Here is a 13,900-nt window from a genome sequence, read left to right on the forward strand (position 1 = left end):
CTATTCGATACCTAAATACTTATGTGTTTGTAACGATAGCCGCCAGTTTCTGTCGATACAAGTTTTGATTGCTAATTCTGTTGCTCGCGGTTTCTGAGAAATCGGTTGTAATGCTATCTGTGTATCAGGTTGAGCTGGCTTTTCAGCGAGTAACTGTTCGAGTTCATCAATGTGCTTTTGCATCGCAATTGGGTGTTTGATCTCGTTTGCACGTTGCATGGCGCTGGCCAGAATCTCTAGACCGCCCGGCATATTAATTTTCGGTGACACGGTGACCCATGTCGCCATACTGCATTGTATTGGGAATGTCCCGCTAGTTTCAATCTGGGTTGAATATCCGTCTTGATTGAGTGCTGTTGTCAATTCATTTAAGTCATACATACAGGGTTCACCACCTGTAATAACCACATGCTTGGCGGTATAGCCACAATCCTCAAGGGTAGAGAAAATGTCGGACACACTCATTGCTGACCACATTGCAGTGTCAGTGGATTTTGCCATCATATCGCGAACAGGAATATTATTTTCGTCTTCGACTTCCCATGTATGTTGAGTATCACACCAAGGGCAACCCACGGGGCAGCCTTGTAGGCGCACGAAGATTGAGGGCACACCAGTAAACACACCTTCACCCTGAATGGTTTCAAATATTTCGTTAATTTTTAGCATCAAGTTAAAAAAAATTCTGTGGATACTTGGGATTTTAACAGGGATCACCTAAACTTCGCGCCTAGATTTTGCAGTTATTTTTAAAGGTATGACATGACGCAACAGGAATCCCAACCCACCCAACGTGCTGTAGTGGTTTATTCAGGTGGCATGGATTCTTACACTGTGTTGCACAAAGCCTTAGCCGAAAATAAAGAAATATTCGCGGTTACCTTCAATTACGGTCAACGGCACGCTAAAGAAGTCGATGTCGCAGCGAGTGTGTGCAAGGACTTGGGCATCGTCCATAAAGTTGTGGATATTAGCAGTATCAATCAACTAATTGGTGGCTCTGCGTTGACCGATGAAATTGATGTGCCTGAGGGTCATTACGAAGAGCCTTCCATGCAACAGACAGTTGTGCCCAATCGCAATATGATTTTGCTTTCACTTGCTGTTGGTTATGCCGTCTCTCTTAATGCCAATAAAGTATATTACGGCGCACACTCCGGAGATCATGCTATCTATCCAGACTGCCGGCCGGAGTTTGTCGAAAAAATGAACACCGTATGTCAGGTTGCTAACTATGAACCGGTAGAGATTGTGACGCCTTATTTGCACAATAGCAAAATTGAAATACTCACTGACGGGCTAACAATGGGCCTTGATTATGCCCAAACTTGGACCTGCTATAACGGCAGAGAAAAAGCCTGCGGTAAATGTGGTGCATGCCAAGAAAGACTCGAAGCGTTTGCTGAAAACGGAGTTACCGACCCACTTGATTACGAGAGCTAGTGGGTCTTTTGGTAAGCCCAAAGGTCGTAATTACTTTTGGCTTTCCGTGATGAAGTACGATAGTTCTTTGATGCAGTGACGCAATACTGGGTTTAACCGGGTATTTTTGCCGTTCATGATGAACAACTCGTGGTCAAAATTGAATAGTTCACCATTCGCTATAGGCACCAAACCTAAACTAGCGCCCTGCTCTCTGCGCATATAATCAGGTAGTAGCCCCACATATTCTCCCGTCATGATTGCGGACAAACACGCGTCATAAGAATCCGAGAATGTTTGGATTGCTAAGCGGCGCTCGTCTTCGATGTAATTAGCTGACGACAGCCCACTGATACCAATTGCAGGATAATCTTCAATCCGAATATCGTCAGGCAAACTAGTATCGCGATACTTTGCCAATGGATGGGTCGGCGCACAATACAATCTACCGGGGCAATGCGTGCCCGTTGGATGGAAGGTTACCGATTCGGGTTTGACCATGTCGTAGGTTGAAACGACCAAGTGACACTCACCAGAAACCGCCACATGTTCAACTTCGTTATACAACCGCGTCTGAATATTAACGTGGATATCATCAAACTTCTTCATTGTACTTTTAACGGCTTTACTGATTGCCAATTGCATTGACAATGGGAGCCCCGCCATCATGACAATAGTGATATGACCTGAGTAATCGTCATGCAAGCTTTTTAAGTTGAACACGAAGTTATCGAAGGCGTTAAATATACGCTTGGTTTCTTGAAAAACCATTTCACCTTCTTTAGTCATTTGAAAGCCGCCACGACCGCGATGACACAACACTAGATCCAGGCGCTCCTCGAGCTTTTTAATCGCCGCACTAATATTCGGTCTTTGCATACGCAAGACCGGTTCTGCAGCGGTGAATCCATTACAGCTGGCCACGGCATAAAAAACCCGCAGTAGCTTAATGTCTGACTCTTGAAGACGATTTAACATGTGGCACCGTTTTTAGGTATAGTTATTGATACGCTTTAACTAATATTAGGCAAGGAAGGCGCGGAATACAACGGTTTATTCCGCGATTTTTGGTATTTATTAAGACAGTGAGACGATTTGCTTGCGCAACTGCTCGACTTCATCGCGCAATCCCGCAGCTTTTTCAAATTCCAACTCCCGCGCATATTCAAACATTTGCTTTTCAAGCTCCGCAACCTTCTCCATTAATTGTGTCGCATTCATGGCTTTGTAAGTCTTTTCTTTCTCCGCGACTTTGCGCAATTTGATCTTACCTGATGCCGGATGCGCACTATCTCCTAAGTCCATAATGTCAGTAATCGGCTTATTCAAACGCATGGGTACAATGTTATTTGCTTCATTGAATACTTGTTGTTTGGAACGCCGACGGTCTGTCTCGTCAATCGCTTTTTGCATGCTGCCAGTGATCGTATCAGCGTACATAATCGCCTTGCCGTTAACGTGACGAGCGGCGCGACCAATCGTCTGGATAAGCGACTTCTCAGCGCGCAAAAAGCCTTCTTTGTCGGCGTCGAGAATGGCCACTAAGGACACTTCAGGCATATCGAGGCCTTCACGCAGCAGGTTTATGCCAACCAGTACGTCAAACTTACCTATTCGCAGATCACGGATAATCTCAATCCGTTCCACCGTATCAATATCTGAGTGTAAATAACGCACTTTCACACCATGCTCATTGAGATACTCACTCAAGTCTTCAGCCATACGCTTGGTTAACGTCGTAATCAGTACCCGTTCATCTAACTTCACACGTTCATTGATTTCCGACAGTACGTCATCGACTTGTGTAGCAACCGGACGAATTTCAATTTGTGGATCCAATAAGCCCGTTGGCCGAACCACTTGCTCGACAACTTCATCACCACAACGGTCTAACTCATAGTTGCCCGGTGTTGCAGACACATAAATAGTCTGCGGGGAAATATGTTCGAACTCTTCAAACTTTAGCGGTCGATTGTCCAGGGCTGAGGGCAATCGAAACCCGTATTCCACGAGGGTTTCTTTACGAGAGCGGTCACCTTTATACATCGCGCCAATTTGCGATACCGTGACGTGTGATTCATCAATAAACATTAACCCGTCTGGCGGAAAATAATCGAGTAATGTGGGAGGTGGCTCGCCGGGGGCTCTGCCAGACAAATAGCGAGAGTAGTTTTCAATACCTGAGCAATAGCCCAGTTCTAGCATCATCTCGATATCAAACTGAGTGCGCTGGGAAATCCTTTGCTCTTCGAGCAACTTTTGATTTGATTTCAATTGTTCCTTGCGGTCTTTAAGCTCGGATTTAATCTCATCAATGGCATTGAGTATCTTTTCTCGCGGCGTTACGTAGTGTGTTTTTGGAAATACCGTTGTACGTATCACTTGCTTGTCAACCGCACCTGTCAGGGGGTCAAATATGCTAATTCGGTCGATTTCTTGATCAAATAATTCCACTCTAACGGCATGCTTTTCCGAATCTGCCGGATAAATATCAATGACATCACCACGCACACGAAAACTACCACGCTCAAATGCAATATCATTGCGCTTGTATTGCAACTCAGCAAGGCGCCGTAAAATATCGCGCTGGTCCATCGTATCGCCCTGGCGCAAATGCAATAGCATTTTCATATAGGACTCAGGATCACCCAAACCATAAATCGCTGATACACTGGCTACGATAACAACGTCGCGTCGCTCCATCAGAGCCTTAGTAGCGGACAAGCGCATCTGTTCAATGTGATCATTGATTGACGCATCTTTCTCGATAAATGTATCTGTGGTTGGCACATAGGCTTCTGGTTGATAGTAGTCGTAATAAGAAACAAAGTACTCAACCGCGTTGTTTGGAAAGAACTCTTTCATCTCGCCGTAAAGCTGTGCTGCAAGCGTCTTGTTGTGCGCCAGTATTAAAGTTGGCCTTTGAACTTCACTGATGATATTAGCCATGGTGAAGGTTTTACCAGACCCCGTTACCCCCAAAAGCGTTTGCGTCGCAAGCCCATCTTCGAGCCCTTCGACTAATGCCTTGATCGCATTTGGCTGGTCACCAGCGGGTTTGTATGAAGATACCAATTCAAAATCGCGACTCATTGAAAATCCTATTGCAGCTGTTCACTCAAACAAGAAAACTCTCGGCTTAATTGGCGCTTAAACCAGAAAAACGACAAGGCACCCATCAACAAATTCGCCACGACACTGCCCCAAAACATCCCCTCTAAGTCGTACAATAAACTGCCCACCAGTGAGATAGGGACGAGGAAGACAAACAAGCGAATGACACTCAATATGAGTGCAGACATTGGTTTGTGCATCGCATTAAATGAAGAATTTGTGAGGATTACAATGCCTTGTAGCCCATAACCTAATGGAACGATCAATAAAAACAATTGGATCAACTTAGCAACCGCAGGATCTTGGGTAAACGCTGCAGCAATAAAGGGCGATAACAGCCACATAACCACAAATACACCAAACTGCCAAATCAACACAAAGCGTATTGCTATGCTGTAAGCATCCCTTACGCGGCTGAGCTTTTCAGCACCAAAGTTCTGACTGATAAAAGGTGGTAATGACATCGACAAAGCAAGCACAGCAATACTAGCAATCGATTCGAGTCGATTGCCGACTCCCCACGCCGCAACCGCTGCGGCACCATAACCGGAAACAATTTTGGTTAGCACGCCACCGGCAATGGGTGTCAGCATATTAGCGCCTGCCGCAGGCAATCCGATTTTCAAAATGCCACCGCTGGTAAACCTTAGCTCTTGGAAACTCAATAACCGCGGTAACATCAAATGGCGCTTAACCAGTAATGTCAGAATCCAGATGACCCCAATGCCCCAAGCAATCGCGGTCGCCACTGCAGCGCCTTGAATACCCATGGCCGGAATGGGGCCCCAACCAAAAATCAGTAGCGGGTCGAGCAACGCATTGACGCCACCACCTGCAGCCATAATGATACTCGGAGTTTTAGTATCCCCGGATGCTCTTAGTACACTGTTCCCCACCATCGGTAGCGCCAAAAAGACACCGGCAAAATACCACACAATCATATAGTCTTTTATATAGGGCATCAGTGTTTCTGATGCACCTAACAACGCAAATACCGGCTCAATGGTCATGAGCCCCAATACTGCCAATGCACCTACCATTATGGTGGCTAGCATCAGTGAGCCCGTTGCAAACTCTTTGGCGTGACTGTGATCGCCACTACCTAAATAGCGACCGATAATTGCCGAAGTCCCTATTCCTAATCCAATGTTCAAACTGATTAAGGTAAAGGTAACCGGAAACGTAAAACTAATGGCTGCGAGTTGCTCAGTACCCAATAAACTGACAAAGAATGTATCAACCAGACCAAAGGTCATCAGCATTATCATGCCGTAAATCATAGGGATGGTCATTTTGCGCAACGTAAACTGAATTGGCCCATTGAGCATATCTGGGCGTTTATTGGTTTGTTTATCGGCGGACACTAAAATTCTCTATGGCAGAGGGACAAAAGATGAATGCGAAACATACTATCAGTTATCACATTTGTTCATTAGTACATTTTACGCTTAATCAGAGTTTTTTGAGCTGACATTAAACTGACATAACGTGCGACTCAGCGTTGCGGATGAAAATCATCACAGGTACAGTAAATTTACCCACAAGGGCGTCAAAGGTTTGGCTCTAACCCGCTCTCGTTTAAGCCTAAATGAGTGAAAAACCAAGGCAAAATCAAGGGATTTTAAAAAGAAACACACAGGTCAAACCTGCCTAATTGAAACGCTCCCCCCGATCAACCACTTTTTCACAGCAACAACACAACACCATGATAAATAATAATATTTTATTTTTTTTGAAAAAAATCATCGAAAAATTATTGACAGTTCAGAATTGTTTAAGGCTTGGCCACAAACTTTTATTCACAACTTTATCCACAGATTTAGTGGATAACTAACAAAGCCCAATAAAAACGCCATGTTACTGGCAATTGATTAAATAATAGGTAAGTCACCACTAACCTTTTTGCCCCTATTCGTTCATGACACTTTTGTTAAACACTGTTTATGTGAACAGTGGTCAAAGATTTTTTAATAACTTTTAGTTATGACGGCGGACTGAAAATGCACATTAAGTAATTTATAGTATTTCCAATAACATGCAGAAAAGCCAAGTCGTATCAAAATTAACCAATCAGCAACTTTATTAAAAAATACTGCAATGCAGTGTTGACACTAACCCGTAGGCTCATTAATATTCGCGTCCGTTGAAAAGCAGGTCCCCCTTAGCTCAGTTGGTTAGAGCGACGGACTGTTAATCCGCAGGTCCCCCGTTCGAGTCGGGGAGGGGGAGCCAACTTTTCACGCATGTTGTACTGTTCCCCCTTAGCTCAGTTGGTTAGAGCGACGGACTGTTAATCCGCAGGTCCCCCGTTCGAGTCGGGGAGGGGGAGCCACTCCGTGCAACAACTCGTAAGTTCCTCGAAATAACCATAGATTTATCAAGTTGTTAATTGTTGCGTTACAAGGGATAATAGTATCCATAGAGATTGCGCAAAAATACTCATCTACGGCGACAACTAAAGCTAAATGACAGATTTCTTTCTTTTGTTAGTCAGTACAGTACTGGTCAACAACTTCGTATTGGTGAAGTTTCTAGGCTTGTGCCCGTTTATGGGTGTGTCTGGAAAGCTTGAGACTGCAATTGGTATGTCAATGGCAACAACCTTTGTACTTACCCTTGCTTCTATGTCGTCTTACTTAGTCGAAACCTATATCTTGTTGCCACTTGGCATTGGTTACTTGCGCACTTTGAGCTTTATTCTGGTGATTGCGGTAGTGGTGCAATTTACTGAGATGGTAGTGCACAAAACCAGCCCGACCCTATACCGTTTACTCGGTATTTTCTTACCACTCATTACCACGAACTGCGCAGTACTTGGAGTTGCACTATTAAATGTGACTGAGCAGCACAGTTTTATGGAATCTATTTTTTATGGTTTTGGCGCTGCTGTCGGCTTCTCACTGGTTCTCATTATGTTTGCGGCAATGCGTGAACGACTAGCAGCTGCAGACGTTCCTACGCCGTTTAGAGGTGCTGCCATAGCAATGATAACTGCGGGACTGATGTCTTTAGCCTTTATGGGCTTCATCGGCTTGGTGAAGTTCTAATGAGTTTGTTTTGGGCGCTCTTTGCAATTGGTGTGCTGGCTTTATTGTTCGGTGCAATCTTAGGCTACGCTGCCATTCGCTTTAAAGTCGAAAGCGATCCACTGGTTGAACAAATTGATCAAATTTTACCGCAAACGCAATGTGGTCAATGTGGTTACCCAGGTTGCAAACCCTATGCAGAAGCCATTGCCAACGGCGATCAAATCAATAAATGTCCCCCAGGCGGCGAAGCAACGATTAAAAAGCTTGCCGAACTTATGGGTGTTGAAGCCAAACCTCTGGATGCTGCACATGGCGTTGAAGACGTAAAAAAAGTGGCTTTTATTCGCGAGGATGAATGTATTGGATGTACTAAGTGTATTCAGGCTTGCCCAGTAGATGCAATTCTTGGCGCCGCCAAGCAAATGCATACCGTCATAGTCGATGAATGTACCGGCTGTGATTTGTGTGTTGACCCCTGCCCTGTAGATTGTATTGATATGGTGCCGGTAAAGCAGACTACACAATCCTGGCAATGGGACTTGAAACAGACAACTACTGGGGATATCCCAGTTAAGATGGTGTCATAAAATGGCGATCACTCCTTCTTTTGATACCGTCATGGAACGTCTTAAGCGCCAAGATTTATGGCAATTCCCCGGCGGTGTGCACCCACCAGGCCAAAAATCGTTAAGCAATACCACTGCGATTGCGCGGGTACAGTTACCAGAAGTTTTATATATTCCAGTACGCCAACACGCAGGGCTAGAAGGTTCTGTTTGCGTTGAAATTGGCTCACAAGTGCTCAAAGGTCAGCCTTTAACTTATTCAAATGCGCCATACGCTGTGCCTATTCACGCGCCAACGTCAGGCGTTATTACCGAAATTGGAGAGCACACCAGTGCCCACCCCTCGGGTGTTCCAGAATTAACCATCACAATGCGCCCTGACGGCAACGATACGTGGACAGAACTTTTCCCGATCCATCATTACCAACACCTCGACAAGAACGCCTTGATCGAACGCATTTGCGATGCAGGCATTGCTGGACTCGGTGGTGCAGGATTCCCAACGCATATTAAAACCAGCAGCACTAAGCCTGTAGAGTTCCTGATCATCAATGGTATTGAGTGTGAACCCTATATCTCGTCGGATGACAGACTGATGCGCGAACACGCCTGGCAAATCCGTCAAGGTGTTGATGTACTCAATCATTTGTTATCGCCCAAGTGCATCGTTATTGCCGTAGAGGATAATAAACCTGAGGCGCTAAAAGCGTTGAATATTGCGTGTGAGGACAACCAAGAGATACAGGTTGTATCGGTCCCTACGGTCTATCCTGCCGGAGGTGAAAAACAGCTTATTCAAGTATTAACAGGCAGAGAAGTACCGCGCAAAGGTCTACCCAATGATATTGGTTGTGTGATGTTTAATGTCGGTACCTGCTTTGCCATTGCTGATGCTATTTTTTCGGGCAAACCGCTGCTCGAGAGAGTCGTTACGCTTACCGGGACGGCATTGCAGAAACCGCAAAACGTGTGGGCTCTATTAGGTACTCCAGTATCCCATTTACTATCCTACGCTGGATACATGCCACATAACCAGAATGAGCAGCAAGTGATCATGGGTGGCCCCATGATGGGCTTTAGTATTACAAGCTTGGATACACCGGTTGTTAAAATTACTAACTGCTTATTAGCGCCAGCAAAAAATGAATTGCCGAGTGCAGCAGATGAGCGCGCCTGTATACGCTGCGGATTTTGCACCGATGCTTGCCCTGCTAGCTTGCTACCACAACAATTGTATTGGTATAGCAAAGCGAAAGATCACGACAAAACTCAAGAGTACAACCTATTCGATTGCATAGAATGTGGAGCGTGTGCCTATGTGTGCCCGAGTGAAATCCCATTGGTGCATTATTACCGCAAAGCCAAAGCCGAAATTCGCAATCAACGCGATGAAAATGACAAATCAGAAAAAGCGAAACAACGTTTCGAAGCGCGCAAAGCGCGACTGCTAGAAGAAAAGCGTTTGCGCGAAGAAAAACATCGCTTAGCCGCTGAACAACGCAAACAAGCGATGGCAAAAGATGGCAGTGCACAGGACAAAATTGCAGCGGCTCTGGCGCGTGCAAAAGCGAAAAAAGCTAAAACGGCCGCGCAAACCGAAGCAGTTGAGCAACCAATTGATGCACCACAAAAATCAGCCGAGTCTTCTACCGTAAAGGATAAGCAGGCTAAAGTGGCAGCCGCCGTTGCCCGGGCAAAGGCCAAAAAAGCCGAGCAAACGACCTCTGCTCAATCTCAACCAGCATCTGAAAAGTTAGATAAACAAGCCAAAGTTGCGGCGGCTGTTGCGCGAGCCAAAGCTAAAAAAGCCCGAAAACAGGCCGAAGCCGAGCAAGGTGTTAAGCAAGAAACTGACGTTATTGACCCAACCGCTACCGACGAGACAACTGCCGCACCTGGTAAAAAAGCCAAGGTTGCCGCCCCTGTCGCACGTGCAAAAGCTAAAAAAGCGGCACAAAAGGCTGCACAATCTGAACCCGCTGAAGCTGAAAATGATGCTGCTAGCGTAGCAGAGGTTAATGACAAAGAGCCTCCTAAAGAGAAAACTGCAGAGCAGATCAAGCGCGAAAAGGTCGCCAAAGCAATCGCTAAGGCAAAAGCTAAAGCCAAGCAAAATAAGTCTGGAGAAAACGCTGAATAATGAAACTCTCGCTTGCTAGTTCACCCCATCAACATGTGCGCCGCGACACAGGTGCAGTCATGCGATTGGTGTGTTATGCCGCGCTACCGGGCATTCTTGCCCAAGTCGTATTTTTTGGTTGGGGTGTATTGGTCCAACTAATCCTTGCTGGCATTACCGCTGTGGCTGCAGAAGCGGTTATTTTAATGCTGCGTAAAAAGCCGATTAAGCGCACGTTACAAGACTACAGTGCAGTGCTGACGGGGTTATTACTGGCAATAAGTATTCCGCCTCTAGCGCCGTGGTGGATTATCGTACTGGGCACGTGCTTTGCAATTATCATCGTCAAACAGCTCTACGGCGGCTTGGGCTTTAACATGTTTAATCCCGCTATGGCTGCTTATGTCATGCTGTTGATTAGTTTCCCTGTGCAAATGACAAACTGGCTGCCGCCTCAGTCTCTGGTTGAGAATAACGCTTCATTACTAGATGCAGTATGGGTTGTTTTCACTGGCTATACCGTCGAGGGTTACAGTGTTGCGCAGCTGAAAGTGGATATCGACGGTATCTCCATGGCTACACCGTTAGATCACGTCAAAACAGCGCTAATGTCTGGGCAAACAGTAGCAGAAGCGACCAATGTCAGCTTTATGTATGGCACAACTGGCGCTGGCTGGGTCTGGGTAACCTTGGCTTACTTATTTGGGGGCTTAGCTCTTATCCAACAAAGGGTTATTACGTGGCATATTCCCGGCAGTATGATTGCTGCTGTGGCACTGGTAAGTTTGTTGTTTTATGTAGTATCGCCCGACAATTATGCCTCCCCCTACTTTCATTTGATCAATGGCAGTGTCATTGTTGGAGCATTTTTTATCGCAACCGACCCAGTATCAGCCAGCACAACACCGCGAGGACGATTGGTTTTCGGTGCACTAATCGGTTTTTGGATAGTGATCATTCGCATTTTTGGCAACTACCCCGACGCAGTAGCCTTCGCTGTCGTTATTATGAATATGGCCGTGCCTTTGATTGATTATTACACGCAGCCGCGTACCTATGGTCATAGGGCATAATGAGGTTGTGCAATGATAAATAACATTTATAAAAATGGCGCAATCCTCGCCGCTTTTGCATTAGCTACTACAGGGCTAATAGGTCTGACATTTTTGGGTACCAAAGGTCAAATTGAGCAACAGCGCAACGAGCGATTACAAGCCACTTTAGTGCAAGTAATGCCCGATGATATGCATGATAACGCCTTAGCAGAGAGCTGTATTTCATTAACCAATGAAGCGTTATCAGCCGAAGAAACGGTAAGCATATACCGAGCAACTAAAGCAGGTGACCCCATCGGCTTTGTGATCGAAAGCACTGCGCCCAATGGTTACAGTGGTAATATCCATATGCTAGTCGGCATGTTGCTCGATGGCACAATCACTGGTGTTCGCGTACTTGACCACAAAGAAACACCGGGACTCGGCGATAAAATCAATTTACGCATCAGCGATTGGATTTTGAGTTTCAATGGCAAGGTCGTTAGCCCCGATAATGCCGCGTTGTGGGATGTAAAGAAAAACGGTGGGCAGTTTGACCAATTCACCGGCGCTACGATAACGCCCAGAGCCGTTGTTAAGCAGGTAGAGCTGACTGCACTGACCGCGGCTGAACATACCACTGAATGGCTGGATATGGCGGCTAATTGCCAAGTTGTGCAGGAGATGAGTAATGAGTGATACCAAAACTGAGCTCACCAACCTAACCTGGCAGGGTTTATGGCAAAATAATCCGGCCCTGGTTCAGCTTTTGGGCTTATGTCCTTTGCTGGCGGTAACAGCAACCATTACCAATGGTTTAGGCTTGGGGTTGGCAACTACATTGGTATTGATCGGATCGAACGTTACCGTATCGCTTGTGCGAAACTTTGTCCCCAATGAGATTCGTATTCCGATCTTTGTGATGGTTATTGCCGCCTTTGTAACGGTTATCGAACTTGTTATGAATGCCTACACTTACGAGTTGTATTTGGCGCTCGGAATATTTATTCCACTGATTGTCACAAACTGTGCGATTATTGGTCGCGCTGAGGCTTATGCGTCGAAAAACCCCGTTGGTTATGCCGCCTATGACGGTTTGAGTATGGGCATTGGCTTCACCCTTGTGCTGGTTGTTCTCGGCGGTTTTCGCGAGCTGTTAGGCTATGGCACCCTATTTTCTGGTGCTGAGCTACTGTTAGGTGACTGGGCAACTGTGCTAGAAATCACCGTATTCACCTCAGAGAGCCCTTTCCTTCTGGCTATTTTGCCACCTGGCGCGTTTTTGGCGATGGGCTTAATTATTGCGGCAAAGAACGCCTTGGATCAACGCCTTGAAAAACTCAATGCCAAACAAGAAAAGCGTGTGGTGGAACGCGCTCGAGTCACGGCAGAATAAGCACATCACACCATCTAGCCAGTTTGAATTAAAACGAAAACAATAATGACAACTCTTACAAAACAACAAAAAGTCAACGAGATAATCCGGATCCTAGACGAGTTATATCCGGAAATTCCAATTCCCTTGGATCACAAAGACCCTTACACCTTATTAGTCGCGGTCTTGCTTTCGGCACAATGCACCGACGAACGCGTTAATCAAATTACACCTAAACTCTTTGCTCGTGCAGATAACCCTTTTGATATGGTGTTAATGAGTATTGAAGAGATTCAAGAAATCATCCGCCCTTGTGGTTTGTCGCCAATGAAGTCGAAGGGCATTTGGCACCTATCAGACATGATCATCAAGCAACACAATGGCGAAGTCCCGCAAGATTTTGCAGCGTTAGAAGCGATGCCTGCAGTAGGACATAAAACCGCTTCAGTGGTGATGTCGCAAGCATTTGGAGTGCCAGCTTTTCCTGTCGATACCCACATCCATCGTTTGATGTATCGCTGGGGCTTATCGAATGGCAAAAGCGTTGAGCAAACTGAGCGCGATGCCAAACGTCTATTTCCGCGTGAACGCTGGAATGACTTACACCTGCAAATAATCTATTACGGTAGAGAATATTGCCCTGCCCGAGGTTTTTCCCTAGACAGATGCATAATTACCCGCCAATTCGGACGTAAAAGCTTTATCAATGAAGTTTTAAAAGCAGAAGCTAAAAAGTCCCTAAAAAGTAAAGTTGCAACGCGCCGCTGAGACTTATCGACTCGTCGCGATACGGCTTAAATTTGTGACAAGATTAAGGCACTATAGTGTCTTGCTAAGGCTTTTAAGAGGTATCTTTTATGCGCATGCTACACACCATGCTACGCGTTGGTGACCTTCAGCGTTCGATTGACTTTTACACCCAAGTGATGGGAATGAAGTTACTACGCCAAAGCGAGAATACCGAATACCGCTATACCCTGGCTTTTGTCGGGTACGCTGAGGAATCCGAACAAGCGGTAATTGAGTTAACTTACAATTGGGATACATCAGAATACGAGCATGGTAATGCGTTTGGCCATATAGCCTTTGCCGTTGATGATATCTATGCCTTGTGTAAACAAATTAGTGCGAAAGGCGGTGATGTTTATCGCGCGCCCGGCCCAGTAAAAGGCGGTTCAACGGTAATCGCCTTCGTGCGCGACCCAGACGGTTATGCGATTGAGTTAATCGAGAAAAAATAG

Annotated in this window: 13 protein-coding genes and 2 tRNA genes; 11 read left to right on the forward strand and 4 right to left on the reverse strand. The window is 45.8% G+C overall.

All coding sequences use genetic code 11. The annotated features are described in order from the left end of the window. Nucleotides 1–669 (reverse strand): 7-carboxy-7-deazaguanine synthase QueE, encoded by a 669-nt coding sequence (gene queE / locus QTP81_RS05310; RefSeq protein WP_289364221.1) that lies wholly within the window; start codon nucleotides 667–669, stop codon nucleotides 1–3. A 93-nt stretch (nucleotides 670–762) separates the two neighbouring features. Here queE and queC point away from each other — a divergent pair, with 93 nt between their 5' ends. Next, nucleotides 763–1,443 carry a 7-cyano-7-deazaguanine synthase QueC gene (gene queC, locus QTP81_RS05315; RefSeq protein WP_289364223.1) on the forward strand — a complete coding sequence of 227 codons (681 nt, stop codon included), beginning with the start codon at nucleotides 763–765 and terminating at the stop codon, nucleotides 1,441–1,443. A 30-nt stretch (nucleotides 1,444–1,473) separates the two neighbouring features. On the opposite strand, the gene QTP81_RS05320 is transcribed toward queC, so the two are convergent. The 3 genes from QTP81_RS05320 to QTP81_RS05330 all read right to left on the reverse strand — a co-directional run bounded on the left by QTP81_RS05320 (nucleotide 1,474) and on the right by QTP81_RS05330 (nucleotide 5,900). Further along, complete coding sequence (locus tag QTP81_RS05320; protein ID WP_289364224.1) at nucleotides 1,474–2,400, reverse strand: LysR family transcriptional regulator; 927 nt, start codon at nucleotides 2,398–2,400, stop codon at nucleotides 1,474–1,476. Between the two features lie 99 nt (nucleotides 2,401–2,499). Then, nucleotides 2,500–4,515, reverse strand: coding sequence for an excinuclease ABC subunit UvrB (gene uvrB / locus QTP81_RS05325; protein WP_289364226.1), 2,016 nt, complete (start codon nucleotides 4,513–4,515; stop codon nucleotides 2,500–2,502). 8 nt (nucleotides 4,516–4,523) lie between these two features. Further along, entirely contained in the window at nucleotides 4,524–5,900 is a 1,377-nt protein-coding gene (locus tag QTP81_RS05330) for an MATE family efflux transporter (protein ID WP_289364227.1), read from the reverse strand. 791 nt (nucleotides 5,901–6,691) lie between these two features. On the opposite strand from QTP81_RS05330, the gene QTP81_RS05335 reads away from it, so the two are divergent. The 10 genes from QTP81_RS05335 to gloA all read left to right on the forward strand — a co-directional run bounded on the left by QTP81_RS05335 (nucleotide 6,692) and on the right by gloA (nucleotide 13,900). Next, nucleotides 6,692–6,768, forward strand: a tRNA-Asn gene (locus tag QTP81_RS05335). Between the two features lie 23 nt (nucleotides 6,769–6,791). After that, nucleotides 6,792–6,868 (forward strand) — tRNA-Asn (locus tag QTP81_RS05340). Nucleotides 6,869–7,001: 133 nt separating this feature from the next. Continuing rightward, nucleotides 7,002–7,583 carry an electron transport complex subunit RsxA gene (rsxA, locus tag QTP81_RS05345; RefSeq protein WP_289364228.1) on the forward strand — a complete coding sequence of 194 codons (582 nt, stop codon included), beginning with the start codon at nucleotides 7,002–7,004 and terminating at the stop codon, nucleotides 7,581–7,583. Then, the gene (rsxB, locus tag QTP81_RS05350; protein ID WP_289364229.1) at nucleotides 7,583–8,152 is read left to right on the forward strand and encodes an electron transport complex subunit RsxB; all 570 of its coding nucleotides are present in this window, start codon (nucleotides 7,583–7,585) and stop codon (nucleotides 8,150–8,152) included. Before rsxA ends, rsxB begins: the two co-directional genes overlap by 1 nt. Nucleotide 8,153: 1 nt before the next feature. Beyond that, nucleotides 8,154–10,271 carry an electron transport complex subunit RsxC gene (rsxC, locus tag QTP81_RS05355; RefSeq protein ID WP_289364231.1) on the forward strand — a complete coding sequence of 706 codons (2,118 nt, stop codon included), beginning with the start codon at nucleotides 8,154–8,156 and terminating at the stop codon, nucleotides 10,269–10,271. Continuing rightward, nucleotides 10,271–11,323, forward strand: coding sequence for an electron transport complex subunit RsxD (gene rsxD / locus QTP81_RS05360; protein WP_289364233.1), 1,053 nt, complete (start codon nucleotides 10,271–10,273; stop codon nucleotides 11,321–11,323). The genes rsxC and rsxD overlap by 1 nt, the downstream gene beginning before the upstream one ends. Before the next feature lie 12 nt (nucleotides 11,324–11,335). Then, nucleotides 11,336–11,983, forward strand: a complete 648-nt coding sequence (gene rsxG / locus QTP81_RS05365; protein WP_289364234.1) for an electron transport complex subunit RsxG — start codon at nucleotides 11,336–11,338, stop codon at nucleotides 11,981–11,983. Beyond that, the gene (locus QTP81_RS05370) at nucleotides 11,976–12,680 is read left to right on the forward strand and encodes an electron transport complex subunit E (protein ID WP_289364235.1); all 705 of its coding nucleotides are present in this window, start codon (nucleotides 11,976–11,978) and stop codon (nucleotides 12,678–12,680) included. Before rsxG ends, QTP81_RS05370 begins: the two co-directional genes overlap by 8 nt. 45 nt (nucleotides 12,681–12,725) lie before the next feature. Further along, nucleotides 12,726–13,427, forward strand: coding sequence for an endonuclease III (gene nth, locus QTP81_RS05375; RefSeq protein ID WP_289364236.1), 702 nt, complete (start codon nucleotides 12,726–12,728; stop codon nucleotides 13,425–13,427). 89 nt (nucleotides 13,428–13,516) lie between these two features. Then, nucleotides 13,517–13,900: a lactoylglutathione lyase gene (gene gloA / locus QTP81_RS05380; protein ID WP_289364237.1), complete on the forward strand. Its 384-nt coding sequence runs from the start codon at nucleotides 13,517–13,519 to the stop codon at nucleotides 13,898–13,900.

The organism is Neoalteromonas arenosi (genome assembly GCF_030362855.1).
In the GTDB taxonomy this organism is placed as follows: domain Bacteria; phylum Pseudomonadota; class Gammaproteobacteria; order Enterobacterales; family Alteromonadaceae; genus Alteromonas_E; species Alteromonas_E arenosi.

Excerpts from the sequence above, each read along its gene's own strand:
- queC (WP_289364223.1), top strand. The coding sequence starts at position 763 with ATGACGCAACAGGAATCCCAACCCACCCAACGTGCTGTAGTGGTTTAT.
- uvrB (WP_289364226.1), bottom strand. The coding sequence starts at position 4,515 with ATGAGTCGCGATTTTGAATTGGTATCTTCATACAAACCCGCTGGTGAC.
- rsxG (WP_289364234.1), top strand. The coding sequence starts at position 11,336 with ATGATAAATAACATTTATAAAAATGGCGCAATCCTCGCCGCTTTTGCA.
- rsxC (WP_289364231.1), top strand. The coding sequence starts at position 8,154 with ATGGCGATCACTCCTTCTTTTGATACCGTCATGGAACGTCTTAAGCGC.
- gloA (WP_289364237.1), top strand. The coding sequence starts at position 13,517 with ATGCGCATGCTACACACCATGCTACGCGTTGGTGACCTTCAGCGTTCG.
- QTP81_RS05320 (WP_289364224.1), bottom strand. The coding sequence starts at position 2,400 with ATGTTAAATCGTCTTCAAGAGTCAGACATTAAGCTACTGCGGGTTTTT.
- rsxA (WP_289364228.1), top strand. The coding sequence starts at position 7,002 with ATGACAGATTTCTTTCTTTTGTTAGTCAGTACAGTACTGGTCAACAAC.
- rsxB (WP_289364229.1), top strand. The coding sequence starts at position 7,583 with ATGAGTTTGTTTTGGGCGCTCTTTGCAATTGGTGTGCTGGCTTTATTG.
- QTP81_RS05370 (WP_289364235.1), top strand. The coding sequence starts at position 11,976 with ATGAGTGATACCAAAACTGAGCTCACCAACCTAACCTGGCAGGGTTTA.
- queE (WP_289364221.1), bottom strand. The coding sequence starts at position 669 with ATGCTAAAAATTAACGAAATATTTGAAACCATTCAGGGTGAAGGTGTG.
- rsxD (WP_289364233.1), top strand. The coding sequence starts at position 10,271 with ATGAAACTCTCGCTTGCTAGTTCACCCCATCAACATGTGCGCCGCGAC.
- nth (WP_289364236.1), top strand. The coding sequence starts at position 12,726 with ATGACAACTCTTACAAAACAACAAAAAGTCAACGAGATAATCCGGATC.